General features: G+C 37.3%; 24 protein-coding genes. 11 read left to right on the top strand and 13 right to left on the bottom strand.

Annotation, left to right across the window (positions count from 1 at the left end):
• Window positions 1–6: 6 nt before the first annotated feature.
• Complete coding sequence (locus tag FEE95_RS16915; protein WP_138659162.1) at window positions 7–630, bottom strand: peptidylprolyl isomerase; 624 nt, start codon at window positions 628–630, stop codon at window positions 7–9.
• Between the two features lie 226 nt (window positions 631–856).
• Here FEE95_RS16915 and FEE95_RS16910 point away from each other — a divergent pair, with 226 nt between their 5' ends.
• From FEE95_RS16910 to FEE95_RS16890, 5 genes are all read left to right on the top strand, one after another.
• Window positions 857–3,601: a hypothetical protein gene (locus tag FEE95_RS16910; protein ID WP_138659161.1), complete on the top strand. Its 2,745-nt coding sequence runs from the start codon at window positions 857–859 to the stop codon at window positions 3,599–3,601.
• A 26-nt stretch (window positions 3,602–3,627) separates the two neighbouring features.
• Entirely contained in the window at window positions 3,628–4,275 is a 648-nt protein-coding gene (locus FEE95_RS16905; RefSeq protein ID WP_138659160.1) for an HAD family hydrolase, read from the top strand.
• A gap of 22 nt (window positions 4,276–4,297) precedes the next feature.
• Complete coding sequence (locus FEE95_RS16900; protein ID WP_138659159.1) at window positions 4,298–4,900, top strand: SprT-like domain-containing protein; 603 nt, start codon at window positions 4,298–4,300, stop codon at window positions 4,898–4,900.
• A gap of 94 nt (window positions 4,901–4,994) precedes the next feature.
• Window positions 4,995–6,074, top strand: a complete 1,080-nt coding sequence (locus FEE95_RS16895) for a mannose-1-phosphate guanylyltransferase (RefSeq protein WP_138659158.1) — start codon at window positions 4,995–4,997, stop codon at window positions 6,072–6,074.
• 2 nt (window positions 6,075–6,076) lie between these two features.
• Window positions 6,077–7,546, top strand: a complete 1,470-nt coding sequence (locus FEE95_RS16890; protein WP_138659157.1) for a DUF389 domain-containing protein — start codon at window positions 6,077–6,079, stop codon at window positions 7,544–7,546.
• Window positions 7,547–7,572: 26 nt separating this feature from the next.
• On the opposite strand, the gene FEE95_RS16885 is transcribed toward FEE95_RS16890, so the two are convergent.
• Both FEE95_RS16885 and FEE95_RS16880 read right to left on the bottom strand, forming a co-directional pair.
• A complete protein-coding gene (locus FEE95_RS16885; RefSeq protein ID WP_138659156.1) occupies window positions 7,573–8,340 on the bottom strand; it encodes an ABC transporter ATP-binding protein in 768 nt (255 codons plus the stop codon).
• Complete coding sequence (locus FEE95_RS16880; protein ID WP_138659155.1) at window positions 8,340–9,077, bottom strand: MlaE family ABC transporter permease; 738 nt, start codon at window positions 9,075–9,077, stop codon at window positions 8,340–8,342. The genes FEE95_RS16885 and FEE95_RS16880 overlap by 1 nt, the downstream gene beginning before the upstream one ends.
• 113 nt (window positions 9,078–9,190) lie before the next feature.
• On the opposite strand from FEE95_RS16880, the gene pafA reads away from it, so the two are divergent.
• The gene (gene pafA / locus FEE95_RS16875) at window positions 9,191–10,861 is read left to right on the top strand and encodes an alkaline phosphatase PafA (RefSeq protein ID WP_138659154.1); all 1,671 of its coding nucleotides are present in this window, start codon (window positions 9,191–9,193) and stop codon (window positions 10,859–10,861) included.
• A 10-nt stretch (window positions 10,862–10,871) separates the two neighbouring features.
• Entirely contained in the window at window positions 10,872–11,660 is a 789-nt protein-coding gene (murI, locus tag FEE95_RS16870; protein WP_138659153.1) for a glutamate racemase, read from the top strand.
• A 2-nt stretch (window positions 11,661–11,662) separates the two neighbouring features.
• Here the strand turns inward: murI and FEE95_RS16865 are convergent, their stop codons facing one another.
• Together FEE95_RS16865 and FEE95_RS16860 are read right to left on the bottom strand one after the other, a co-directional pair.
• Window positions 11,663–12,157 (bottom strand): dihydrofolate reductase, encoded by a 495-nt coding sequence (locus FEE95_RS16865; protein WP_238474606.1) that lies wholly within the window; start codon window positions 12,155–12,157, stop codon window positions 11,663–11,665.
• Window positions 12,158–12,247: 90 nt separating this feature from the next.
• Window positions 12,248–12,631 carry a 2TM domain-containing protein gene (locus tag FEE95_RS16860; protein ID WP_138659152.1) on the bottom strand — a complete coding sequence of 128 codons (384 nt, stop codon included), beginning with the start codon at window positions 12,629–12,631 and terminating at the stop codon, window positions 12,248–12,250.
• 54 nt (window positions 12,632–12,685) lie between these two features.
• Here FEE95_RS16860 and FEE95_RS16855 point away from each other — a divergent pair, with 54 nt between their 5' ends.
• Together FEE95_RS16855 and FEE95_RS16850 are read left to right on the top strand one after the other, a co-directional pair.
• Window positions 12,686–13,768: an aminotransferase class V-fold PLP-dependent enzyme gene (locus FEE95_RS16855; protein ID WP_138659151.1), complete on the top strand. Its 1,083-nt coding sequence runs from the start codon at window positions 12,686–12,688 to the stop codon at window positions 13,766–13,768.
• A 230-nt stretch (window positions 13,769–13,998) separates the two neighbouring features.
• Window positions 13,999–14,298, top strand: coding sequence for an isoamylase early set domain-containing protein (locus FEE95_RS16850; protein ID WP_138659150.1), 300 nt, complete (start codon window positions 13,999–14,001; stop codon window positions 14,296–14,298).
• A gap of 66 nt (window positions 14,299–14,364) precedes the next feature.
• Here FEE95_RS16850 and FEE95_RS16845 read toward each other — a convergent pair whose 3' ends face one another.
• The 8 genes from FEE95_RS16845 to FEE95_RS16810 all read right to left on the bottom strand — a co-directional run bounded on the left by FEE95_RS16845 (window position 14,365) and on the right by FEE95_RS16810 (window position 21,755).
• Entirely contained in the window at window positions 14,365–14,646 is a 282-nt protein-coding gene (locus FEE95_RS16845) for a DUF427 domain-containing protein (protein WP_138659149.1), read from the bottom strand.
• Window positions 14,647–14,688: 42 nt separating this feature from the next.
• A complete protein-coding gene (gene egtD / locus FEE95_RS16840) occupies window positions 14,689–15,660 on the bottom strand; it encodes an L-histidine N(alpha)-methyltransferase (RefSeq protein ID WP_138659148.1) in 972 nt (323 codons plus the stop codon).
• 49 nt (window positions 15,661–15,709) lie between these two features.
• Window positions 15,710–16,870, bottom strand: coding sequence for an ergothioneine biosynthesis protein EgtB (gene egtB, locus FEE95_RS16835; protein WP_138659147.1), 1,161 nt, complete (start codon window positions 16,868–16,870; stop codon window positions 15,710–15,712).
• Between the two features lie 67 nt (window positions 16,871–16,937).
• Window positions 16,938–17,762, bottom strand: a complete 825-nt coding sequence (locus FEE95_RS16830) for a thymidylate synthase (protein WP_138659146.1) — start codon at window positions 17,760–17,762, stop codon at window positions 16,938–16,940.
• Window positions 17,763–17,854: 92 nt separating this feature from the next.
• Entirely contained in the window at window positions 17,855–19,300 is a 1,446-nt protein-coding gene (locus FEE95_RS16825; RefSeq protein WP_138659145.1) for a NupC/NupG family nucleoside CNT transporter, read from the bottom strand.
• A 20-nt stretch (window positions 19,301–19,320) separates the two neighbouring features.
• Window positions 19,321–19,950, bottom strand: coding sequence for a bifunctional nuclease family protein (locus FEE95_RS16820; RefSeq protein WP_138659144.1), 630 nt, complete (start codon window positions 19,948–19,950; stop codon window positions 19,321–19,323).
• An 89-nt stretch (window positions 19,951–20,039) separates the two neighbouring features.
• Complete coding sequence (locus FEE95_RS16815) at window positions 20,040–21,008, bottom strand: electron transfer flavoprotein subunit alpha/FixB family protein (RefSeq protein WP_138659143.1); 969 nt, start codon at window positions 21,006–21,008, stop codon at window positions 20,040–20,042.
• A gap of 6 nt (window positions 21,009–21,014) precedes the next feature.
• Window positions 21,015–21,755: an electron transfer flavoprotein subunit beta/FixA family protein gene (locus FEE95_RS16810; protein WP_138659142.1), complete on the bottom strand. Its 741-nt coding sequence runs from the start codon at window positions 21,753–21,755 to the stop codon at window positions 21,015–21,017.
• A gap of 169 nt (window positions 21,756–21,924) precedes the next feature.
• Between FEE95_RS16810 and FEE95_RS16805 the strand changes: the two genes are divergently transcribed.
• Together FEE95_RS16805 and FEE95_RS16800 are read left to right on the top strand one after the other, a co-directional pair.
• Entirely contained in the window at window positions 21,925–22,902 is a 978-nt protein-coding gene (locus FEE95_RS16805; RefSeq protein ID WP_138659141.1) for a pyruvate dehydrogenase complex E1 component subunit beta, read from the top strand.
• Between the two features lie 171 nt (window positions 22,903–23,073).
• Complete coding sequence (locus FEE95_RS16800) at window positions 23,074–25,575, top strand: DUF5686 family protein (RefSeq protein ID WP_138659140.1); 2,502 nt, start codon at window positions 23,074–23,076, stop codon at window positions 25,573–25,575.
• Window positions 25,576–25,672 lie beyond the last annotated feature (97 nt).

Raw genomic sequence — 25,672 nt, 5'->3', positions numbered from 1 at the left:
GAACACTTAGTTTTTAATAAAATATACTTTTTGAATCAAATCTAACTTCGGGAACTCTTCAAAATACTTTTCCCTGTTGGTGTATAATACATCCGTTTTTTGTGCTGAGTTACCGCCGTAACCAGAATAGATTTTTGAAACCACATCCATACCCTGAATTACTTTTCCAAATGCAGGAAATCCTACTACATCATTGTAATTAAGAGTATCTAGACGGGAGTTATCTTGTAGATTGATATACAAGTCGGTTGTTCTTGTTTCTTTACCGCCTCGGGCAAAGCTCAAAGTTCCTTTTTCGTTGCCTAAAATTACTTTTTCATCAGGTATCTTTAATCTATTCCAAGCTTTGGTAGCTGACGTATCACTATTCCCAAATTGAGCAACAAACTCAGGGACTACCCTATAAAAAACCCCATCATCAAAATACTTGTATTTCACCAATTGGTAAAAGCGGTCTGCCGCTTTTGGACTCCATTCCCGCTTCACTTCGATATCAAAAATCCCTTTGGTAGTTTCAAATCGCGCGATATAGGTTTTAGGAGCGATTTCTTTCGTCCATTTTGATTTGAATATGGCTGGGCTGCAACCAATTATCAAAGTCAGTAGTAATGCGATGCTTAATTTTTTCATCTCTGTAATTTGGAAATGCTGAAATGTTGAAGATACTATTTTCTAAATATAAATTTTACCATTCTCTGGATATGAATATAGGCAAACGAGTTTCTGACGTTTTTAAAATATAGTTCCATAATCTGCAAAAATGAGAGCCAAAAAAAGAATACAAGCATTTTAAAACCAGATATGTGTTTTATTCTATTGACTTTGTGCTTATTTTTAAAGAAAACATCTAGTATTCATGACTAGGACATTCACTTACACTGTTGTCATTATTTGTGTATTCTTTTTTACACAAAATGGCAATGCACAAAACCCTTTTGAAAAAGAAACTGATGTATTTGCAAACGCCGCAGATGCCGAAAAAATATACTTACAACTTTCCGGAACCACTTTTAATACTTCTGAAACCATTTGGTTCAAAGCAATAGTAACAAATGTATTTGACCATAAACCCACACAAAAAAGTGGTGTTCTTCATTTAGAGTTGATTGACCCACTGAATAAACGTATAGTAGACAAAAACCTTCTAAAGATAAATGGTGGTACCTCAAATGGATTTTTTCAATTGCATTCAAGTTACAGAGAGGGAAATTATATTATTAGAGCATACACGGAATGGAACAAAAACTTTGGTTCTGATTTTATTACTTCTGTACCCATCACGATATATCGGCTTCAAAATTTTGCTGGTAAACCCAACCCCATTCGAGATGTAGTATTTAGTAAAGACCTCACTTCCAATAAGTTTTCCATATCGTCCACCATTGCTGTTAATGAGTTGGACAGTCTTCATACTGGTGAAGCTGTACTTTATATGAATTGGAAAGGTGGTAAAGATTCTATTTTGATAAAGCAAAAAAGAAGGGAGCCTAATATCAATGTGCAACATAAAGTTTCTCTGAACATACCGATAATAAATTACAGGTTGAAGACCAATAATGAGGTATTCACAAAGTCAATAGTTCTAGACGATGAACACGGTTCACTACAATTTTTTCCTGAAGGAGGTTCTTTGGTAGAGGGTTTACAAAGTGTTGTTGGATTCAAGTATTTGAACTATCGAGGAAAGGGCATTGAGATCCAAGGAACGATTGAAGATGAAAACAATACGAAAGTTGCTGAATTCAAAAGTAACCCTTTAGGGATGGGCAAAGTAGTCCTAACCCCTGAAGCAGAAAAAACCTATTATGGTATTTTGACAACTAATAATGGGAATACATTTAAGTATGAATTGCCCAAGGCGAAAAAGATGGGTCAGGTTTTGAGCTTAATCCACAAAGAATCTGACAGGGAACTTAGAATTTGGAATAAGGAAAAAAATAGCGATAGTGTTTTCGTTAAGTTTTTTAATAGGGGCAAGAATCTTTTCTTTCTAAAGGCACGATTTGTAGGTGGAATGTTTTCTTATAAATTTCAACCAAAAGATTTACCCCAAGGTGTAATTGGACTCACAGTTTTCGATAAACACTTTAGACCTGTGGCGGAGCGTCATTTTTTTAATAAACTAAAAGAGGAAAATCTTGATATAATAGTTGAAACGGATAAGAATCACTATTCTGTTCGAGATAGCGTTCAAGTTTCCATGTCGACAAGGCTAAACAACCGACCCGTACCGTCATCAATATCTATTATGGCTGTCGACTCTAGTTATTTTTATAGCACCAATCTGGACAGAAATACTATTATCTCCTACTTTTTATTACAATCTGATATAAAGGGAACAGTTGAAAACCCAGCTTACTATTTTGAAAATAGCGAAAACTTGACCGAACTCGACTATTTGATGCTGTCCCAAGGTTGGACGAACTATAAATACAAGGATAAGAAAAAGCCGAGATCTTTTAACGCGGAAAATGGTTTGGAAGTCAAAGGCACTGTTTATGATATACAGAGCGTAAGTAAGAAGGGCAGACGAAAGAAAAATAAGTATGAGTTAAATATGCTTCTAATGGGTGAGACGAGTGAAGCTTATCTACAAGAGACCGACAGTACAGGGTACTTTAGGTTCGCATTAAACGATAGCTATGGTCTTGGCAGAAAGTATGTAATAGAACCTACTGATTCAAGCAACAAAAGTTCTGTCCTAAAGGTAAATATCAAAAAGTACGAAGCCCCAGAAATCGCATATGAATCGGAAAAAGTTATTGTTCCAATAGATAGTATTATCGAAAAGAAAATGATTCAAAAGATAGAACAAGATATAAAACTAGATCCTTATCTCTATGCAAATACCATAACCTTAAATGAAGTGGTTGTAAGTGATTATATAGTTACCCCGAAACGGGCAAAAATGGTAGAACTGCATGGGATACCCGATGTGGTAATTGATAGTCAAGAGTTGCTAAATAGACAAGAGAAATGGACAAACAATCTCTACAGATGGTTGCTTTTTAATTACCCAAAAGAGATACGAGTTGACCGTTTTGGCAGTGCGGCAGGATTCGAATTAGCTTATGTTTATGGAGCGGAGTGGACGTACGTGGTTATCGATGGTATTCCCATACATGAGCGAGACTATGGTCTTATCGGCAATATTCCAGTAAGAGCGGTTAAAAGTGCAGAAATCATTCGAAATACAAATACGGCAAATAGATACCACAGTCAAGTTTTTGATTGTGCACCAATATGTAATCCTCCCACTTTTCCTGCTATACTTGCCATTTACACCCATTCAGGCAAAGGCCTATCCGGTGCTTTTCCAAAATACAAAAAGACCAACCTAATCAATGCCACAGCTCCGCAATATTCTCCAATTCGCGAATACTATGTACCTCAATATACCGAACCTTCAAAAATAGATTGGGATGTTCCTGATAGACGAACACTGCTTTATTGGAAACCGAATATCGTTACCGATAGTAAAGGTCAGGCGAAAACAAGTTTTTTCAATAGTGATATAAGCGGTAAAATGGTAGTTATCTGTGAGGGAATTACATCAATTGGAAAAGTAGGATATTCAGAATTGTTTTATGAAGTCGAATAATCTCTCTGACAAAATTAAACTAAACCATGAAACATTATAAATGTATCATCTTTGATTGCGATGGAGTTTTAGTAGATAGTGAAGTGCTAGGAAATCAGGTCATGGTAGATTTAGCTAATGAATATGGAGCAAATATCAATCTTTCATTTGCTCTTGAAAATTTTAAAGGAGGTTTTTTGAAAGACTGCATTCAACAAATTGAATCTATAGTGGGTAAAGTATTACCAAAGGATTTTGAGCGTGAATACCGCAAACGCTCCTTTGAAATATTTAAAAACAATTTGCAGCCCGTAACTGGAGTAGAGGATGTTTTGAAAGAGTTGAATATTTCTTTTTGTGTTGCTTCAAGTGGCCCTCAAGAAAAAATAAGATTAAACCTAAAGACCACGGGGCTGTTATCCTATTTTAATGAAAATATTTTTAGTTGTTATGATATTGAAAAGTGGAAACCCGACCCTGCCGTCTTTCTTCACGCTGCCACGACAATGGGTTATACTCCTAAAGAATGTCTTGTAATTGAGGATACCCCTATTGGAGTCGAAGCTGCAAAGTCTGGAGGGTTTGATGTTTTCGGCTATTCCCCTAATGGTATCCAAGAAAATTTTCAGGATAATGTAGACAAAATATTTTATTCTATGGATGTACTTTTACCTATGATTTCCGGGAATCGCTAAACTTGAACTATTTTTGTGTTCAATGGATGATATCCTAAAAAAATACTTACCGGAAAGAGCGGTTGCTTCATGTCTTGAACTAATTCAGAATACCGAGGTCCACTTGAAAATCGTGAACGAAAGAGTTACACGCCATGGTGATTACCGCAGAATGCCAGATGGAAGACACCAAATTACGGTCAATGCTACTTTAAATAAGTATCGATTTTTGATTACACTAGTTCATGAGATTGCTCATTTAGCAGCTTTTGAAAAGTATGGTTGGCAAATAAAGCCCCATGGCAAAGAGTGGAAACATACCTTTCAACATTTGATGCTTCCTTTTATTCGGCCAGAAGTTTTTCCTCCAAAATTACTTCCCCTATTGGCGCGTCATTTTAGAAATCCCAAAGCAAGCAGCAGTACTGATGCACAGTTATCAGTAGCTTTGAAAAGCTATGATGAGCAACAAAGCGATAAATCCTACGTTTTTGAATTACCTTTGGGGAGTGTTTTTCGCCTTTACAATGGCAAAATCTATAAAAAAGGTAATCGGCGGGTGAAACGCTATGAGTGTGTTGAAATGGCTAGTGGTAAAATGTACTTGTTTCAACCCAATGCTGAGGTTGAGCTAATCAAGAGCTAGAATAGCAATTGATCGTAAAGTGTCATCCTAAGTGCAGTTGCAGGGTAACCTAATGCCGAATTTGAATTAATAACAAGTTGAATTGAAATAAGCAATGAACAAAAATTACTACGCAGTTTTAATGGCAGGTGGAGTTGGATCTCGATTTTGGCCGATAAGTACATCTAGTTACCCAAAACAGTTTCACGATATGCTGGGTACCGGTGACACTCTGATTCAGAAGACCTTTAAGCGATTGAATAAGTTTGTGCCGACTGAGAATATTTTGATTCTGACCAATGAGCGTTATAATGACTTGGTTTTAGAGCAATTGCCTTTGGTAAAACAGGAGCAAGTAGTTTTGGAGCCAGCGATGCGCAATACGGCACCTTGTATTTTATATGCAGCAATGAAGATTCAAAAAATGAACCCTGATGGAGTGATGATAGTTGCACCAAGTGATCACTGGATTGAAGATGAAGAAGCTTTTGCAAAGGATGTTACGACTTGTTTTGAAAAATGCCAGAAAGAAGAGGTGCTTTGTACTTTAGGTATAAAACCTTCCTTTCCGAATACGGGCTTTGGCTATATTGAATATGAAAGAGATAGTGAAGCCGGACTCAAGAAAGTGAATCAGTTTAGGGAAAAACCGGACTATGAAACGGCAAAAGAGTTTCTGGCACAAGGTAATTTTCTATGGAATGCGGGCATTTTTATGTGGAGTGTAAAAACTATAGTAAACGCCTTTGAAAAGTATCAAAAAGAACAATTCGACTTGTTTGAATCAGGAATGTATTGTTACAATACTGGTGAGGAATCAGCCTTTATTAAAGAAAACTATCCGAAGGCGGAAAATATTTCTATTGACTATGCCATACTAGAAAACTCTAAATCCATTTTTGTCCTTCCAGCTACTTTTGATTGGAACGATTTAGGTACGTGGGGTTCGCTTTATGATAAAATGAATGATGGAGAAACGGAAAACGCCGTGGTTGGGGCTCAAGTTCTGGCTGAAGACGCTTCCGGTAATATGATTCGTTCTCCCAAAGGCAAAGTCGTTGTCGTAGACGGATTAAATGATTATATTATTGTAGACAAAGAGGAAGTGCTTCTCATTTATCCCAAATCGAAAGAACAAGATATCAAACAAGTTTTAAACAAAGTAAAAGATACATTTGGAGACCAATATGCCTAACCATGAGTGAAGAATTAGAACCAGATAATTTATCACATTTAGAAGAACCTGTTGAAAGTAAAGAAGAAGTTAAGAAGGACTTTCAGGGATTGCTCGGAAGCACTAAAAAGTTTCTTGTCGAGCTCTTAGATATTAGGAGCAATACGGACCAAGATGCTACGAAGGAGGCTATCATCGCTGATATTCCAATGAAAGGGCATACCTCTTGGATTCTAATCTGCTCTATTTTTATTGCATCTGTTGGTTTGAATGCCAATTCAACGGCTGTGGTTATCGGTGCGATGTTAATTTCCCCTTTGATGGGACCTATTTTGGGTATGGGGATGTCTCTTGCGATTAATGATATTGATACCTTAAGAAGGTCACTTAAAAATTTGGCTGTAATGGTTGTTTTAAGTGTATTAACCGCCTTTTTATTTTTCTATGCCTTTCCTTTACAAGAGGAGTCTTCTGAGTTATTAGCCAGAACCAAACCAGATATTCGTGATGTATTAATTGCTTTTTTTGGTGGTCTAGCTTTGGTAATTGCCCGAGCCAAAAAAGGGACTATTGCTAGTGTGATTTTCGGGGTTGCAATTGCTACAGCTTTAATGCCTCCGTTGTGTACTGTAGGTTTTGGTTTAGCGATAGGGAGGTGGGATTATGCCGGAGGCGCTTTATTGCTTTTCGGAATAAACACCATATTTATCGCGTTGGCCACTTTTTTGGTTTTGAAAATATTACGTTTTCCTATGGTACGCTATGCAAATTCGGCCAGAAGAAGACTAATAGCGCGATTGGTTTCTTTAACGGCTTTGGCTGTAATGATTCCGGCCGGTTGGATTTTCTGGGGGGTTTATCAAGAATTCAAGTTTAAAAGTGATGCAAGTGCTTTTATTCAGGAAAATATTACTCCGTATAAATTCACCAAAGATGGTAGATTTTTGAAGGATTTATCGGTTTTACAATACAATCGCGATGAGCCTTCTGCCATTGAATTGATTTTTATGGGAAATGAAGGTGTGCCAGAGGGTGTTGTTGCTACCTGGAAAGCGAATATGAAATCATATGACGATTTAGAAGACAGTGAACTTAAGATTATTCAAGGCTCTCAGAGTGAACAAGGAAATCAAATTGAGATGATGGAAGAACTTTATAAATCTCAAAAGAATGAACTCTTAAGTAAAGATGAAAAAATTCGATTACTAGAATCTCAGTTGCAACGTTTGAATAAATTGAACGCAAAACAAATTCCATTTCAAGATATCAGCGCCGAGGCACAATCAAACTATGAGAACTTAGAGTATTTAGCTTTTTCAAATGCCATTCGAACAGATTTTAAAAAATTAGATACCGTCTCGGTTTTTGAGGCAAAATGGAAACGTGATGCGAAAAGGGTAGAAATTGTGAAAGACGCAAAGAAACTCCACAATTGGTTAAGAATACGATTAAAAGATAGTACGATATTATTAACTGAAATCATTCAAGATTGATGTTTTATCAATAAATATTGAATGATTTAATTCCGCTCTTCAATATACATCTGCCGTACCTTTTTGAAAAGTTCGGAGGAGTACACAAAATTAGTTACTGCTTCATTATCGGTTTTAAAAATTTCATGTTTTGTACCTTCCCATTCTTTGAGCCCGTCTTTGAGGAATAGTATTTTTTCCCCAATCTCCATCACCGAATTCATATCATGTGTATTGATAACAGTTGTAATATTATATTCCTCGGTAATCTCTTTGATAAGATTATCAATTACAATGGCGGTTCTTGGGTCTAATCCTGAATTAGGTTCATCACAGAACAAATATTGAGGATTCATAACAATAGCTCTAGCAATAGCCACCCTTTTTTGCATACCTCCTGAAATTTCTGATGGGTATTTATGATGCGCATCAACAAGATTGACCCTATTTAAAACAATATTCACGCGGTCTTCCATTTCAGACTTGGAGAGTTTTGTAAACATTTCGAGCGGAAACATTACGTTGCCCGCTACAGTGAGGCCGTCAAAAAGAGCGCTTCCTTGAAAAACCATGCCCATATCTTCCTTTAGCGCCCGTTGTTCTTGACTTGAGAGTTCCGAAAAGTTTTGTCCGTCATAACAGATTTTACCTTCAGTTGGTTCAAATAACCCTAATAAACACTTTAGGAAAACCGTTTTTCCTGATCCACTTTGTCCGATGATAAGATTCGTCTTTCCGGTATCAAAAGTAGTCGTTATTCCCTTTAAGATATGAGCATCATCAAAAGACTTATGTATGTTTTCTACTTCAATCATTAGGTAAGTAATAGTTGGGTTAGAACATAATTTGTGATAATAATGACCACACTCGTCCATACAAAGGAAGTTGTACTTGCCTTTCCGACCTCAAGAGCACCACCTTTCATATAAAATCCATGGTATGATGGAATTGTGGCTAACAGAAATGCGAATACAAAGGTCTTTATAAAAGAATACGTAACATGAAAAGGAATGAAATCCATAGTAACTCCTTCTACAAAATCTGCACTAGTAATAAACCCCCCAAAAACCCCAGCGAACCATCCACCGAAAATACCGACATACATAGCTACTGAAATGATGAATGGATATAACATCATGGCAACGATTTTTGGAAAAACAAGATAATTCAAGGCATTAACACCCATGACTTCAAGCGCATCTATTTGCTCTGTTACACGCATAGTACCTATACTAGAGGTAATAAAAGAACCCACTTTACCGGCCATGATTACAGAACAAAAAGTTGGTGCGAATTCTAAAATAATGGACTGACGTGTAGCAAAACCTATTAAGTTCTTTGGGATTAAATCGCTAGTAAGGTTCATGGCAGTTTGAATTGAAACAACCGCACCAATAAAAAAGGATATAAAAACAATAATACCTAACGACCCGAAGATGAGTTCATCTATCTCCTTGAGAATCAAATTCTTCATGATTCTCCATTTGGTAGGCTTTTTGAAAAGGTCAATGACCATAATCGCGTAGCCCCCAATATCAGTTAAATACTTCATCAAATGAAATTAGACATCTTGATGTAAAAATAAGAATAAAACATTCTCTTAACTGTGATTTAGATTTTAAAAGAGGTATTTTATTTACTTTTACTCTTTCAACAAATGGCAATATGCAAAAGAAAAATCAACTATTACTTGTAGTACTATGTCTCATTCTTTTCGGGACTCTGAATGGTTTCGGGCAAAAAAATCAAAAGAACAATGAGAATACCAATCTAAAGACTTCACCCAAGTTAGTAGTAGGCATTGTTGTGGATCAAATGCGATATGATTATCTCACTCGATTTTGGAACCATTTTGATGAAGGTGGATTTAAACGTTTGGTCAATGAGGGTTTCAATTGCAAGAACAATCATTTCAATTATGCACCTACAAGTACGGGCCCTGGGCATACTTCAGTGTATACTGGGGCGGCACCTGCGACTCATGGCGTGATAGGTAACAATTGGTACGACAAGGAAGCCGGTATCAGTGTTTATTGTGCTTCAGACGACCGTTATACATCTGTTGGTACTGCTTCGGAAGCAGGTAAAATGTCTCCACATAGAATGAACGTGACAACTATTACTGACGAGTTACGACTGCATACCCAAATGAGAGGAAAGACAGTTGCGGTTGCTTTAAAAGACCGAGGGGCAGTTTTGCCAGGTGGACATACAGCGAACGCGGCTTATTGGTTTCATGGAGCAGATGAAGGCGATTGGATTACAAGTACGTATTATATGCAGGAACTTCCAAAATGGGTAAATGATTTCAATGCCTCTGACGCGGTAGAAAAATATAAGAAGCCTTGGAATACGGCTAAGGTCATCAATACGTATTTGGAAAGTGGAAGTGACAATAATACCTATGAAGGATTATTTGAAACTGAAAAAACACCAACTTTCCCTCATAGCACGCCTAATCTTTTGGATAAGAAGAAAGATTTTGAGATTATAAAATATACTCCGTATGGTAATCGTATAACTACGGATTTTGCCCTTGCTGCTATAGAAGGCGAGGATTTAGGAAAGGATGAGGCAACCGACTTCTTAGCCATTAGTTATTCAAGTACCGATTATATTGGACATAAATTCGGTGTGAACTCGAAAGAAGTTCAGGATACTTACATTCAATTGGATGTCGATTTGCAAAATCTTCTTAATACTTTGGATAGAAAAGTAGGGAAAGACGAGTATACTGTTTTTCTTACCGCAGATCACGGAGCAATAGATGTACCTGCTTATTTAAGTGATCAAAAAATTCCTGCTGGCTATTTCGTTTATGATTCCATTAAACCAAAGTTCAATGCGTTTTTGCAATACAAATTTGGAACGGCCAATGTGGTTAAAAATTTCTCGAACTATCAATTCTTTTTAGATCATAAGGTGATTAAGAATATGGATATCGAAGTAGCTAAGGTGCAAGAAACCATTGCAAATGAATTGTTGAATTATAAAGGTATTGACCGTGTATATACAGGGCACCAGATGATGCAAAATAATTATACCAAGGGAATACCTTATATTCTCCAAAACGGATATAATCAAAAGCGTTCAGGTGATGTTTTGGTAGTCTTAAAACCAGGAGTTATAAGTTATCCAAGAACCGGTTCTACCCATGGGTCACCCCAGATTTATGATACCCATGTTCCCTTATTGTTTTATGGAAAGGGTATTCGGAAGGGAAGCATGGTTAATAGAACGGAAATCCCTGATATTGCTCCTACAATAGCTACACTTTTAGGTATTGCCTTTCCGAATGGAACAACGGGTGAACCTATCGCTGAGGTGCTGGAATAATAGATAGTTCATGAACAATCGTCCCATAGGTATTTTTGACTCGGGTGTTGGAGGAACTTCCATCTGGAAGGAAATCAACGGACTACTGTCCAATGAGGATACTATTTACCTAGCTGATAGTAAGAATGCTCCTTACGGGGAAAAATCCGAAGAGCAAATTTTACAATTGAGTATAAAGAACACCGAATTTTTGCTAGCAAAAGACTGTAAGTTAATTGTCGTTGCTTGTAACACGGCTACCACAAATGCTATATCCTATTTGCGGGAAAATTATGATGTGCCATTTATCGGAATTGAACCAGCGATAAAACCAGCTGCTTTACAATCACAGTCTAAAAAAGTGGGAGTTTTGGCAACAAAAGGGACTTTGTCCAGTAGCCTTTTTCATTATACTTCTAAAAATCATGCTTCGGGAATTCAGATAATCGAACAGGAGGGGACGGGTTTAGTAAAATTAATCGAAGCTGGTATGGCCAATAGCGCTATGAGTAAGCGTGTTCTTGAAATAAAATTGGCTCCAATGTTGGCTGCTGAAATTGATTACTTGGTTTTAGGATGTACACATTACCCATATCTGATTCCAGTTTTAAGGGAAATGCTTCCAGAAAACGTAAAAATCATAGATTCTGGTGAGGCGGTTGCAAGACAAACAAAATCAGTTTTAGAGCAAAATGGTTTGAGCAATCCATCCGAAGGAAAAGGAAAACATCATTTTTTCACAAATGCAGATGTTAGGATTTTGGAAAGCTTTCTGAAGGGAGAAAAGTCAAATGTGAAAACGGCATTTCTGGACTTCTAATTCTACCTGCGAACGTACGTTAAATAGGTAAAATCATATTGATGTTTCTCATCACGAGGATGGTACTCTTCTTCGATAAGTTCCCAATCATTCAAATCAATTTCAGGAAAAAAAGTATCTGCTTCAAAGGCTTTGTGAACCCGTGTAAGTTCAATTTTAGTAGCAAATTTTTCACCTTGTCGATAGATTTCACCTCCACCAATGATATAAGAGATTTCATCATTCTGCACTAGTTTTAATGCCGCTTCAATAGAGTGGACTACGATACACTCTTCAAAAGAAACAGTATACTCCTTATCTCGCGTAATGATGATATGGGTTCTATTTGGTAATGGCTTAGGAAAACTTTCAAAAGTCTTTCTTCCCATAATGATTTTATGACCCGTTGTAAGCTTTTTAAATCGCTTGAAATCATCGGGTAAATGCCACAATAAATCATTGTCTTTGCCTAGGGCATTGTTTTTTGAAGCAGCTGCTATCAAGGTTATGGTATTCACGGTATTGTATTGTATTTTTGGTTTGTACTATCGCAAAAAACAGACCAATTATATGTGTTGGTAAGACACTATCTATTTTATAGCATAAACTTACTCCTTTTTATTGATCTTAGAGAGTGGAAAATCGGTTTCAATTTCCTTTTGCAATTCTTTGATTTTTGTTCTTTGTTTGGCTACTAATTTTTCGCGTTGAGAACGTTCCCAGTCCTTTCCCATAAATTTTTGGGTGATAAAAACATTAAAGGCGTGAATTACGAAAAGAAAAGCCCAAAAGGTAATTGCCCAGATAAACCAATTATAGGTTTCACCATACTTCAAGATTTTATTTATGAGGATAAGAAAGACACTACCAATCAAAAAAATAACGAAATGTGTAAAAAGTCTTTTCTTTTGCTTGATTCGCTTCTGTGCAGTTTCAAGCAATTCGTGCTGTTCGAGATCTATTCCCGCGGTATTTTTATTTTTGGTGAGCATTCTATTGGCTAACTTTACGTATTAAAGATACCACAAAACACTTTTATCCTTCGTATGGAAAATATTCGAAAGCAATTCCCAATTTTAGGTCAATATATCTATGTAAACACTCCCGTTCTTGGTCCTATGTATGATGATCTACTGGATTGGCGGCAAGAGCGTGACCTTGATGTATTGATTCATGCTACGGAAATGCCTAAAAAACGAGGGCATCTTCTTGAAGAAACAAGAACGACGATTTCTGAAGTTTTTGAATGCAAGCAAGAAAATGTTGCCTTGATAAACAACTTTTCAACGGGAATGAATTTTTTGCTTGAGGGTTTAAGTGAATCTTCAAAAGTATTGGTCTTAGAAAATGATTACGCATCAGTAAATTGGCCTTTTGAACGGCGAGAATTTGAAATGCACTATGCAGTAATTGACGAAAATGTAGAAGATACGATCGCTGAAATTATAGAAAAAGAACAAATAAATGTAATGGCCTTTGCTATAGTGCATTGGCAAAACGGAATCAAAATAGACTTAGAATTCATAAAGCAATTAAAATCAAAATACCCTGACCTTTTGATTATTGCTGACGGGACACAATTTATGGGTACTCAAGAATTTAATTTTGAAAACTCAGGTATTGATGTTTTAGGGACAAGTGGTTATAAGTGGATGTTAGGTGGTTACGGAAATGGTTTTATGCTGTTTAGCGATTTTGCTGAACAGCGTATAGTGGTAAAGTCTATTGGTGATAATACCGCCAGTGTGACAATAAAACAAGAAGGCGCCATTCCTTTTGCAAAGTATTTTGAGCCAGGTCATTTATCAGGACATAGTTTTGGAAGCCTACAGTTTTCTCTTAACTTTTTTCAAGAAATAGGAATGTCTGCCATTACCACTCAAAATCAAGTTTTAAGCGAAAAAGCTATGTCTGTTTTTAGAGATATGAGTTTATTAGAAACTAAGGTGACCAAACGAAAATCACATAGCACCATATTTAATATTAAAGGTGATGATGCTCTTTTTCAATATCTCATTGACAATGGCGTAATGTGCGCCAAACGTGGAAATGGAATTCGGTTTGGATTTCATTTTTATAACACTATTGATGAGATTACCCAAATTGCCGAGCTTATTGAAAAACGATAGGCTCCTTTTGTTCCAATTTATGCATTACTTGGAATGAAGGAATCCTAAAAGTTGTATCGCAACATTTACTTACTTAAGAATTTAAGTCTGCTTTTTTTATCAAGGAGGTGTTAATTGTTATCTAAATATTACGAAATCGACAAAAATGATATTAGTCATTGTAAATGAGCGTTTTAATGCTTTAGATTTGCACTGAATTTAACCACAGTTAGGTCTAAAAATTTAGTATCATGGGAATAGCAAAACAGTATTTAAAAACAAAGCCGGTATGTAAAGTTACTTTTACAGTGCCAGCGGAAGAAGCAAAAAAAGTAACGGTAGTTGGCGATTTCAATAACTGGAAAGCAAACAAAGCAAGCACTTTGAAAAAGTTGAAAAACGGAACTTTTAAAGGTACTTTTGATTTGCCAAAGGAGAATGCTTACGAGTTTAAGTATATTATTGATGGTAATTACGTAAACGAAGCAGAAGCTGATCGTTACCAATGGAACGATTATGCAGGTTCTGAAAATGCAGTTTTAGAATTGTAGGAGGGACTTGAAAAAATTGAAGCCAAGGTGTTTATGACATCTTGGCTTTTTTATTTTAAAAAGTTTCTATTTTTGTACCGTAACCCCTTTCCAAAAGGCGACTCTTCCTTTGATGCCTTTAGCAAGTTCGCTCACCTCAGGATAGAACCAGGCCGCATCGGTATTTTCTTTTCCATCAACTATTAGAGAATAGTAATGTGCTTGCCCTTTCCAAGGGCAGGTAGTATGCGTTTCAGAACCTTTAAAGAATTCTTTCTTAATGCTATCAGCTGGAAAGTAATGATTGTTTTCTACAACAACGGTATCGTCACTTTCTGCTATTACGGTGTTATTCCAAATTGCTTTCATAAATAGGTTATTTATTGTTATTCTCGCGAAGGCGGGAATCTGTTATGCTCTTATAAATACGTAGTTCTTATACTGATTTTTCGAATCAGTAAATTGAGTTTCTACTTGTAAGCCTGACTTTTCAGCAAGCCATTCTATGGTTTTGTCGTCATATTTCTGAGAAATTTCAGTGTGAATAGTTTCCCATTGCGCAAATTCAACCTCTAAATCAAGTTTCTTTATCGCAATCACCTGTGTCTCTTTGGCCACCAAATAACTCTTGGCAGTACCAGTCTCAGGGTCATATACTTCCCAATGGAGGAATTTGTCTAAATCAAAGTTGCCCTCTAATTCGGAATTAATTCGTGTAAGCACATTTTTATTAAAAGCAGCTGTAATTCCTGTTGAATCATTATAAGCATCAAGTATGGTTTGCGGATTTTTCTTTTGGTCAAAACCAACAAAAAACAAATCATCTTTGTGCATAAGTTCTCGAACCTGTGTCAAAAAATCAATGGCCTGTGGATGTAGAAGGTTGCCAATATTAGACCCAAGAAAAAGAATCACCTTTTTTTCATCGGTAAGAGAAGCTATATTTTCTAAGGCTTCAAAATAGGTGCCTTGTTCCGGTTTAACAACTACTTCTGGAATTTCAGTCTTAAGGGAACTTGATAATTGGTCCAGCACATTTGGACTGATATCAATTGGGAGGTATTTAAAATTGGCTTTATTTTCAACCAGATTTTGTAATAAAATTTTGGTTTTCTTTCCGTCTCCCGCGCCAAGTTCAATGAGATTGAAACTTTCGGAATCCTTGGAAAAAAGCTGAGTTATTTTCTCGGTTTTAGTCGAAAAAATATCAAACTCCGCATCTGTAAGATAATATTCAGGCATATTCATAATATCCTGAAATAGTTTATCCCCTTTTTCGTCGTAAAAGTATTTTGAGGAAAGATGTTTGGGGTAATCGGTTAGTCCTGTATGAACTTCTTCCTCAAATGGAGTTTCAAATAGCGTTTCTGTTTGTTCTTGCATAAAAAATATGTCGTTCTTTCTGGTAAAACTATACGTTGTGGGGCTGAAATTATTTTGCCAATCGAAAACCGGTGAATTGCCAACGTAAATTGGTTTGGAAAAAGTTACGATAAGTTGATCTCGTATGTTTTATCGGAGTTGCTACCGAACCGCCTCGAAGTACTTTCTGATTTACCATGAATTTACCATTATATTCTCCTAAAGCACCATCGGCCTTGGTATAATTGGGATAAGGCAGGTAGGCGCTTTCCGTCCATTCCCATCGTTTTCCCCAGGGAAAGAATCGCTGGGCAGCTTCCCATTCAAATTCGGTGGGTAACCTACATCCTTTCCATTGAGCAAAAGCAAAAGCTTCGAAATAAGAGATATGAGTTATAGGGGCATCCAATTCTACTTTTTGTAATCCCTTTAGGGAATAATAATGCCAATCTCCGTTTATATCATGCCAATACAAAGGTGCTTCGATTTTGTTCTTCAAAACCCAATCCCAGCCCTCGGCATGCCAGAGGTCAAATTTCTTGTATCCTCCTGCAGAAATGAAATCTATATATTCTTGATTAGTAACCAGTTTATTGGATATCTCATAGGAATGTAAATAAACCTTATGTCTTCCTAATTCATTGTCATAACAGAAGTCTTCGGAATTGTGTCCGATTTCATAAATACCTTCTTCTAAAGAAATCCATTCTTGATGCTGTTTTTCTATGGGATGTTCTTGAAAATCATTTGAGTATGTAGGCAACAAAGGATTATTCCCGAGAATAAACTTGATATCGGTCAACAATAATTCTTGATGTTGTTTTTCGTGATGAATACCAATTTCAAGTACATCATGAAGATCCTGATTCTGGTTCTCAGAAAACAATTCCTTCATCGCCGAAGTCACATAATGGCGATAATCATATACTTTCTGGACAGACGGCCTAGATAGGTTTCCACGGTCAGAACGGACGACGCGTTTGCCTACGGTTTCATAGTAGCTATTAAAGACAAAAGAGAAATCTTCGTCGAAAATTTGATACCCTTTCGCATGGGTTTTGAGGATAAATTCCTCAAAAAACCATGTCGTATGCCCTAAATGCCATTTGGGGGGAGAAACATCGACAATGGGTTGCACCACATAATCTTCAATTTCTAAAGGGGTACAAATGTCTTCGGTATGTTTTCGGGTTTCTAGAAAGAAATCGAGTAGGGAATCGGTAAGAATCATTAAGACAATTTTACCCTAAAGATAAGAAAATGCCGATGTACGGAAAGTTTCTAAAGTTAAGAGCCTGTTAAACCGCAACAACCCCTTTGATATGTGGATGCGGGTGATAATCCAGAAGCGTGAAATCTTCAAATTTAAAATCGAAGATATCTTTTACTTCAGGATTCAGAATCATTTTAGGAAGTGCACGTGGTTCACGACCCAATTGCAATTCCACCTGTTCCATATGATTATTATAAATATGGGCATCGCCAAATGTATGGATAAATTCCCCTGCTTCATAACCACAGACTTGTGCCATCATCATCGTGAACAAGGCATAAGAAGCAATATTGAAAGGAACGCCTAAAAAGATATCGGCGCTTCGTTGATATAACTGACACGAAAGTTTCCCGTCCGCTACATAAAACTGAAAGAAAGCATGACAAGGTGGAAGTGCCGCTTTTCCATTCGCAACATTGTCGGAGAAAGATTTCGATGTATCAGGCAGTACGCTTGGGTTCCATGCAGAAACCAACATACGCCTGCTATTCGGGTTGCTTTTTAGGGAGGCAATTACTTCTTTGATTTGGTCAATTTCATCACCATTCCAGTTACGCCATTGATATCCATAAACGGGACCTAAATCTCCATTTTCATCGGCCCATTCATTCCAAATACGTACTCCGTTTTCTTGAAGGTATTTAACGTTGGTATCCCCCTTTAGAAACCACAATAATTCATAAACTATAGATTTCAAATGCAACTTCTTTGTCGTCACCATAGGAAAACCTTCGCTAAGGTCAAAACGCATTTGGTGTCCGAAAACGCTAACGGTTCCCGTACCTGTGCGGTCGCCTTTTTGGTTTCCGGTTTCTAGGACATGTTTAAGAAGATCATGATACTGTTTCATCGCGGTCTTTTTTGTGGATGACTAAAGTAGAAAAACGATGACTGAAAAGAAGTTTTTTTATACTGATTTTATCAAAAGGTTATCAACGAAGTTTAACCCAATATCATTCCAGCAATTGTTGCTGATAGTAGAGATGCAAGAGAGCCTCCTAATACAGCTTTTAAGCCAAATTCTGAAAGTGTTTTTCTTTGGCTAGGGGCAAGAGAACCGATTCCTCCAATTTGTATTCCGATTGAAGCAAAGTTTGCAAATCCGCAGAGCATATAAGTCGCCATGATTACTGATTTGTTGAAAGTGAAATGAGTTGTATTTGACATATTTTTAAGTTCAGCCAATTGTGTATAACCTACAAATTCGCTGGATGCCAGTTTGATGCCTAAAAGTTGTCCCATCAACATAATATCTTCTTTTGCAACACCTATTAACCACATTAGAGGAGCAAAAATAGTACCTAGTATAGCTTCTAGAGAAAGTTTGTCGTATGCTGAATTTTCAGCTACCCATTCATTAATAGATGTAATATCTCCAAACCAACCGAAAATTCCATTTAACATGGCAATAAAAGCAACAAATACAAGAAGCATAGCGCCTACATTTACGGCCAGTTTTAATCCTTCCGTGGTACCATTAGATATAGCATCCAAGAGATTAGAGCCTATCTTTTCATTCGAGACGCTGATATCCGTGTTAATAGATTCTGTTTGAGGGTAAAGTATTTTTGAAATTACAATTGCTCCGGGAGCAGCCATTACTGATGCTGCAATTAAATGCCTTGCAAATTCTAATCGCAGTTGTTCATCGTTACCTCCAAGAAAACCAATATAAGCTGCTAATACCCCTCCAGCAACCGTGGCCATTCCACCAATCATTACCAGAAGAATTTCCGATTTGTTCATCTTTTCTAAATAGGCTTTAATCATGAGGGGTGCCTCCGTTTGACCAAGAAAAATATTTCCCGCTACGGAAAGACCTTCGGCTCCAGAAATGCCTAATGATTTGGTTAGTAACCAAGCAAGACCCTTGACAACTTTTTGAATAATTCCTAAATAAAAAAGTACCGAAGTTAATGCAGAAAAGAATATTATAGTTGGGAGTATTTGAAAAGCAAAAATATACCCAATATTTGGGTTGTCGAGATTCAGAAGATTTCCCAATAAAAACTCACTTCCTGCAATCGTAAAATTCAATATTTCATTAAATATTTTACCAAGGAAAGAGAAAATATCTCTTACAAAAGGTATTTTTAAAATGCCAATTGCTAGCAATAACTGAATGCCTAAACCAATAGCCGCTGTTTTCCAATTGATTGCTTTTCTATTTGAACTAAATGCAATAGCAACTAATAAAAGAACTATCATTCCCAAAATTCCACGCCACAAACTACCGATGGAAAATCCCTCATTCGGATTTATTTTTTCAACATCATTACTGGCCGCAGTTTCAATTAAAGGCATAACCTCAGTATGAACACTATCTTGGGCAATCGATGGAAAGCAAATGAATAATACAAGCAGAAGAATCCATAGTCGGGTTTTCATAAATACTTGCGTTGATTGGTTTAGTTTCGTTTGGAAATCTCGTCCCGTAGTTTGGCAGCTTTTTCGTAATCTTCATTGGCCACTGCTTTGTCTAGCTCTTTATTCAGCTCATCTATGGTAAGCTCAGTGTAACCATCAGTAGCACCTTGTTCGATTTCAACAGTTTCCCCTTCCTGTAAGATTTCATCGACCATAATACTATCGTCATTCTCATCTTTGTCTTTATCCTTAGAAGAAAACTTCAAGAAGATTCCGGCCTTATCTAAAATCGTTTTGTAAGTAAAAATGGGCGCACTGAAACGCAACGCTAATGCTATGGCATCACTTGTGCGGGCATCAATAATTTCTTCAATCTTATCACGTTCGCAGATAATACTTGAGTAGAAGACCCCATCTACCAATTTATGAATAATGACCTGTTTGATAACAATATCAAATCGGTCAGAAAAGTTTTTGAATAAGTCATGAGTCAATGGTCGCGGGGGTTTGATTTCTTTTTCCAAAGCAATTGCAATGGATTGCGCTTCAAAAGCACCGATGACGATAGGAAGTTTTCGGTCTCCTTCAACTTCATTCAAAATAAGGGCATAAGCCCCATTTTGGGTTTGGCTATAGGATATACCTTTTATTTTTAACCGTACTAGACTCATAGACGTTTTAAACTAAGAAAGGCTGTTCAAACAAAAAGGGATGACCAATTAGTTTGAACAGCCCTTTATGAGGGGCAAATTAACAAAATTTAAGCGTTTTGCGCTTTAAATTCCTTTAATTTTTCGATAAGCTGTGGTACAACTTCGAAGGCATCACCCACAATACCATAATCAGCTGCTTTAAAGAAAGGAGCTTCCGGGTCTGTATTAATGACTACTTTTGTTTTCGAAGAACTTACTCCTGCTAAATGTTGAATCGCACCAGAAATTCCTATAGCAATATAAAGGTTACTGGCTACTGGTTTTCCCGTTTGACCTACGTGTTCTCCGTGAGGCCGCCATCCCAAGTCGGAAACTGGTTTCGAACATGCCGTTGCTGCGCCTAAAACATCAGCCAATTCTTCTATCATTCCCCAGTTTTCAGGACCTTTCAATCCTCTTCCTGCAGAAACAACGATATCGGCATCTGCAATAGTCGCTTTTCCAACTACCTTGTCAACTTCTACCGATTTTGTAGAGAAGTCGGCGTCGCTTAATGATGGACTAAAATCTTCAACTGAAACAGTATCTCCATTTTCGTGAGCACCAAAAGAATTATTTGAAACACCTATTATCTTTATGTCTGAACTGATTTTGGTGTGAGCGAAACCTTTGTTACTAAAAGCCGTTCGTTTCACCGTAAAGGGACTCGTTCCTTCCGGAGCAGCAACAACATTAGGAACGTAACCTGCTTTCAATTTTCCCGCAACCAAAGGAGCAAGAAACTTTGTATCTGTACTCGAACTTACAATGAGTACAGAAGCACCTTCTTTTGTTACAGCTTCACTTATCGCATTTGCATACGCCTTAGCGTTAAAGGTATTTAAGTTGTCACTGGAAACATTTAAAACTTTTGAAACCCCGTAGACGCCTAGACTATCATTCTCTGAACTATTGAACGAAATTGCAGTGACAGAAGTGCCTAATTGGTCAGCAACTGCTTTTGCATACGATGCAACCTCAAAAGCATTCTTCTTAAATTTTCCGTTTTCTGATTCTGTATATACTACTACTGACATAATTTTTTAGATTGCTTTTGCTTCGTTATGAAGAAGGTTAATTAAATCATCTACATTATCAACCAATTTGACAGCGCCTTTCGCAGCTGGCTTTTCGAATTTGGCATCTTGGGTAGCTTTGGCAGCATCAACAGGTTCAATTACGTTGAGCGCTTTTTTTCTTGCCATCATTATACCACGCATGTTAGGTATTCTCAAGTCACTCTCCTCAACCAAGCCTTTTTGACCACCTATTACTAAAGGTAGACTTGTGGAGATTTTTTCTTTTCCTCCATCTATTTCGCGCATGGCGGTTGCATTGTTTCCATCAACTTCCAGGCTGATGCAGGTATTTACAAAGTTCATATCAAGTAAAGTAGCCAAAATGCCAGGTACCATACCTCCATTATAATCAATTGATTCACGACCTGCGATAACCAAATCATATCCTCCATTTTTCACAACCTCTGCTAATTGCTGAGCTACAAAAAAACCATCTGTTGGTTCCGCATTTACGCGAATTGCTTCATCGGCACCAATGGCAAGTGCTTTTCTAATGGTGGGTTCAGTAGTCGGTCCTCCAACATTTGCCACATGAACCGTAGCACCTTGTTTTTCTTTAAACCACATGGCTCTTGTAAGCCCGAATTCATCATTAGGATTGATTACAAACTGTACTCCGTTGGTATCGAACTTTGTGTCACCATCGGTAAAATTTATTTTGGATGTTGTATCCGGTACATTACTAATACACACTAATATTTTCATAGATAAATAGTCTTTAAAAATGACCGCGCTAAGATAGGTATTAATTTCTGAATTTACTATGCATGCATAGTAAATTTTGTAACTTTTTTTGAATTGAAGCAGCAGTTTTTTGACATATATTTTCCTATTTTTGCGTGCGTTTTTAGTTCAAACAAGAAACCTATTTTATATGAAGACATTACAGTTCCGAGAAGCCGTTTGCGAGGCCATGTCAGAAGAAATGAGAAGAGACGAGTCCATTTACCTTATGGGCGAGGAAGTTGCCGAATATAATGGCGCTTACAAAGCTTCAAAAGGAATGCTAGATGAGTTTGGTGCGAAAAGAGTTATTGATACTCCCATCTCAGAACTTGGTTTTGCGGGAATTGGCGTAGGTTCTACAATGACTGGTAACCGACCTATCATAGAATTCATGACTTTCAATTTTGCCCTTGTTGGTATTGACCAGATTATTAATAATGCTGCTAAAATTCGTCAGATGTCTGGCGGACAGTTTCCTTGTCCTATTGTTTTTAGAGGTCCGACGGCTTCCGCTGGCCAATTGGCGGCAACGCATTCTCAGGCTTTTGAAAGTTGGTATGCAAATTGTCCTGGATTGAAAGTAGTGGTTCCCTCGAATCCGGCGGATGCGAAAGGTTTATTGAAATCAGCTATCCGTGATGACGATCCAGTTATTTTTATGGAATCTGAACAAATGTACGGTGACAAAGGAGAAGTTCCCGAAGGAGAATATACGATTCCATTAGGAGTGGCAGATATCCGAAGAGCTGGAACCGATGTAACTATCGTTTCCTTTGGAAAAATTATAAAAGAAGCGGATAAAGCCGCCGATGAACTTGAAAAAGAGGGCATCAGTTGTGAAATCATTGATTTACGTACCGTAAAACCGATGGATTACAATGCTATCTTAACATCGGTAAAGAAAACAAATAGATTGGTAATTCTAGAGGAAGCTTGGCCTTTTGGTAATGTTGCAACCGAGATTACCTTTCATGTGCAACAACATGCTTTCGACTATTTAGATGCTCCGATTCAGAAAATAAATACCGCAGATACACCTGCGCCTTATTCTCCTGTTTTATTGGCGGAATGGTTGCCAAATCATTCGGATGTCATAAACGCTGTTAAGAAAGTGTTATATAAGTAAGACAACTATTTTTGTAACGATACCTTTGCTTCGTCGACTTAAAGTTGGCGAAGCATTTTAATTTTAAAAGAATCAGGCTCCTTTATGCAACTGTTGTTAACATCTGCTGTATTTATGGTATAAACATTGGTACACTATTTGTTAAAGCAGTATCGAGAACATGAAAACCAAATGAAATATTTTCTTTTTAGCCTAGCGGTATTCTTTTCGGTAGTCGTTCATGCCCAAACTAAAGTAAGTGGTATGGTCATAGATGAGACTAGTGAACCCGTTGCTTTCGCCAATGTTATATTCAAAGATTCCAATGAGGGAACTATTACCAATGATAATGGTGTTTTTTATATGGAATCTGACAGTACTTACCAAACACTTATCATTTCGTTTATCGGCTATGAAGACCAAGAAATTTCTTTGACTTCAAAGGTGAATTACGATATGAAAATCACCATGGTCGAAGCCACTGAGCAGTTACAAGGAGTAACCGTTATTTCTGGGAAACAGTCCAAGAAGAACAACCCAGCAGTTGACATTTTGAAGAAGATATGGGCAAAAAAACGTATCAACGGACTGCGACGGTTTGACCAGTATGCGTACGATAAATACGAAAAGGTGGAGTTTGATTTGAATACTATCGATAGTGCCTTGATGAAGCGAAAGATTTTCAAGGGATTGGAATTTGTTTTTCAAGACCTAGATACTTCCCGAATAACCGGAAAGACCTACCTGCCGATTTTCTTGAATGAAACCTTCTCCACTGTACATGGAGATAATATCCTTAAAGAAGAGAAAGAAAACATACTAGGAAATAAAAACTCCGGTTTTGATAACAATCAGGCTATAATTGCTTTCGTCGCTGATTTATATCAAGAATATGATATCTACGACAACTACCTAAAGTTTTTTGATAAGAGTTTTACTAGCCCCCTATCTAGAACTGGGGTTGATACGTACAACTACGCATTACGTGATAGCGCCTATATCGATAACAAATGGTGTTACAATATTGTATACTATCCGAGACGTAAAAATGAATTGACTTTTAAGGGGGATTTTTGGGTAAATGATTCGACCTACGCTATAAAGAACATTAATCTTGAGGTAACTAAAAGTGCCAATATCAACTGGGTGAAGGAAATTTATATCGAACAGGAATTTGATGTGGTCAACGATTCTGTTTTTCTTTTGAAGCGCGATTATATGTTGAGTGATTTCAGTTTCCAGAAAAAGGAAAAATCACGAGGGGTATACGGTAAAAGAACAACCGTATTTGATAATTACAAGTTTGACGAGGAGAAGCCGAAGGAATTTTATAAGGCAGATAAAAACCCTTTTGATCCTCTGGATATCGTGCAAGATGATTCCTTTTGGGAAAAGAATCGATTAGAGGACTTGAATAAGGATGAATCCGGAATTTACAAACTGCTAGACACATTAAGAACGGTTCCAAAGTTTAAATCGTTCTACAATATAGCTAGTATCTTGGGTTCTGGCTATGTTGAAATCGACAAATGGGATATGGACATCGGCCGAGTTTATGATGTCTACGGATTTAATCAAGCCGAAGGACATCGCTTTCGACTCGGAGCAAGAACCTATAGAGGCCAAAATGACCTTTGGCGATTAGAAGGTTATGCTGCTTACGGATTTTCAGACCATAAATTTAAGCATGGTCTAGCAGGAAAGTTTTTATTGGATAGAAAAAGCAGACTGATTCTGTCCGGGGGAAATCGAAGGGATATTGAACAACTAGGCGTTAGTTTGACGGCAACCAATGATGTTTTGGGTAGAAGCATCGCTTCGTCTACAGTATTGACAGTTGGTGCAAATAATAGATTGACCAATATTAATCTGAGTGCAGCTAGCTTAGAAATGGAGCCCATTACTAACCTAAGAATTGGGGTAGGAGGTACTTTTCGGACTTTGAGTTCTGCGCTTCCCGATGATTTTAGTCTGGAATATATAGATGGAGATTCCCCAACGGGAATAGCATCAGAGATTCGACAATTTGATTTTAATGCCTTGCTGATTTATACTCCTGGTAAGAGAACCATAGGTTATGGCGTCGAACGTAGAGACATTAATGACAATTACAGTACTTTGTTATTAAAGTATACGAAAGGAATTGAAGGTGTTTGGGATAGTGACTTTGATTATAGTAAGCTTCAATTTTCCTATTCGCAACCTTGGCAAATAGGGGGTTTCGGAAGGCTTTTTAGCACCATAGAAGTCGGAAAGACCTTCGGAGAGGTTCCACTAGGGCTTTTAAATGTTATCCCAGGAAACCAGACAATTTTCTCAAATTACGGGACCTTTACAAATCTCGATTTTTATGAATTTGTAAGTGATACGTATGCATCATTGCATCTGCAGCATAATTTCAACGGACGCTTGTTTTCTAGAATTCCCTTTTTACGAAAGTTAGATCTTCGTGAGATTGTTGCCCTACGAGGAGTTTGGGGCGAACTCTCTGACGCCAATATCGCATTGAGCGCTCCGGCATCTATCAATACTCCCTTGCAAGCCCCATCTGATAGAATCTACTACGAGTATTCTGTGGGGGTTGGTAATATATTTAGAGTGTTGCGCATAGACTTTAATTTCAGAGGGAACTATTTAGACAGTCCGGCTGCAAGACCTTTCGGCATAACAGGAACTTTCGGATTTAGTTTTTAAAAGAGTCTCCCCTCTCCCATGAGGGGGATTAAGGGATGAGTGTACAAGCAGTAAAAGTCACACACTTATTTAACCTACATTTAATATAGATACCAAT

The organism is Maribacter algarum (ex Zhang et al. 2020) (assembly GCF_005885635.1).
GTDB classification, from domain to species: domain Bacteria; phylum Bacteroidota; class Bacteroidia; order Flavobacteriales; family Flavobacteriaceae; genus Maribacter_C; species Maribacter_C algarum.
Note: the sequence above shows the minus strand (reverse complement) of the source record. Positions and strands in the feature narration are given on the sequence as shown.

Excerpts from the sequence above, each read along its gene's own strand:
- FEE95_RS16825 (WP_138659145.1), bottom strand. The coding sequence starts at position 19,300 with ATGAAAACCCGACTATGGATTCTTCTGCTTGTATTATTCATTTGCTTT.
- murI (WP_138659153.1), top strand. The coding sequence starts at position 10,872 with ATGAACAATCGTCCCATAGGTATTTTTGACTCGGGTGTTGGAGGAACT.
- FEE95_RS16880 (WP_138659155.1), bottom strand. The coding sequence starts at position 9,077 with ATGAAGTATTTAACTGATATTGGGGGCTACGCGATTATGGTCATTGAC.
- FEE95_RS16815 (WP_138659143.1), bottom strand. The coding sequence starts at position 21,008 with ATGTCAGTAGTAGTATATACAGAATCAGAAAACGGAAAATTTAAGAAG.
- FEE95_RS16885 (WP_138659156.1), bottom strand. The coding sequence starts at position 8,340 with ATGATTGAAGTAGAAAACATACATAAGTCTTTTGATGATGCTCATATC.
- FEE95_RS16800 (WP_138659140.1), top strand. The coding sequence starts at position 23,074 with ATGAAATATTTTCTTTTTAGCCTAGCGGTATTCTTTTCGGTAGTCGTT.
- FEE95_RS16820 (WP_138659144.1), bottom strand. The coding sequence starts at position 19,950 with ATGAGTCTAGTACGGTTAAAAATAAAAGGTATATCCTATAGCCAAACC.
- FEE95_RS16915 (WP_138659162.1), bottom strand. The coding sequence starts at position 630 with ATGAAAAAATTAAGCATCGCATTACTACTGACTTTGATAATTGGTTGC.
- FEE95_RS16905 (WP_138659160.1), top strand. The coding sequence starts at position 3,628 with ATGAAACATTATAAATGTATCATCTTTGATTGCGATGGAGTTTTAGTA.
- egtB (WP_138659147.1), bottom strand. The coding sequence starts at position 16,870 with ATGATTCTTACCGATTCCCTACTCGATTTCTTTCTAGAAACCCGAAAA.
- FEE95_RS16845 (WP_138659149.1), bottom strand. The coding sequence starts at position 14,646 with ATGAAAGCAATTTGGAATAACACCGTAATAGCAGAAAGTGACGATACC.
- FEE95_RS16860 (WP_138659152.1), bottom strand. The coding sequence starts at position 12,631 with ATGCTCACCAAAAATAAAAATACCGCGGGAATAGATCTCGAACAGCAC.
- FEE95_RS16900 (WP_138659159.1), top strand. The coding sequence starts at position 4,298 with ATGGATGATATCCTAAAAAAATACTTACCGGAAAGAGCGGTTGCTTCA.
- FEE95_RS16895 (WP_138659158.1), top strand. The coding sequence starts at position 4,995 with ATGAACAAAAATTACTACGCAGTTTTAATGGCAGGTGGAGTTGGATCT.
- pafA (WP_138659154.1), top strand. The coding sequence starts at position 9,191 with ATGCAAAAGAAAAATCAACTATTACTTGTAGTACTATGTCTCATTCTT.
- FEE95_RS16910 (WP_138659161.1), top strand. The coding sequence starts at position 857 with ATGACTAGGACATTCACTTACACTGTTGTCATTATTTGTGTATTCTTT.
- egtD (WP_138659148.1), bottom strand. The coding sequence starts at position 15,660 with ATGCAAGAACAAACAGAAACGCTATTTGAAACTCCATTTGAGGAAGAA.
- FEE95_RS16850 (WP_138659150.1), top strand. The coding sequence starts at position 13,999 with ATGGGAATAGCAAAACAGTATTTAAAAACAAAGCCGGTATGTAAAGTT.
- FEE95_RS16805 (WP_138659141.1), top strand. The coding sequence starts at position 21,925 with ATGAAGACATTACAGTTCCGAGAAGCCGTTTGCGAGGCCATGTCAGAA.
- FEE95_RS16810 (WP_138659142.1), bottom strand. The coding sequence starts at position 21,755 with ATGAAAATATTAGTGTGTATTAGTAATGTACCGGATACAACATCCAAA.
- FEE95_RS16830 (WP_138659146.1), bottom strand. The coding sequence starts at position 17,762 with ATGAAACAGTATCATGATCTTCTTAAACATGTCCTAGAAACCGGAAAC.
- FEE95_RS16855 (WP_138659151.1), top strand. The coding sequence starts at position 12,686 with ATGGAAAATATTCGAAAGCAATTCCCAATTTTAGGTCAATATATCTAT.
- FEE95_RS16890 (WP_138659157.1), top strand. The coding sequence starts at position 6,077 with ATGAGTGAAGAATTAGAACCAGATAATTTATCACATTTAGAAGAACCT.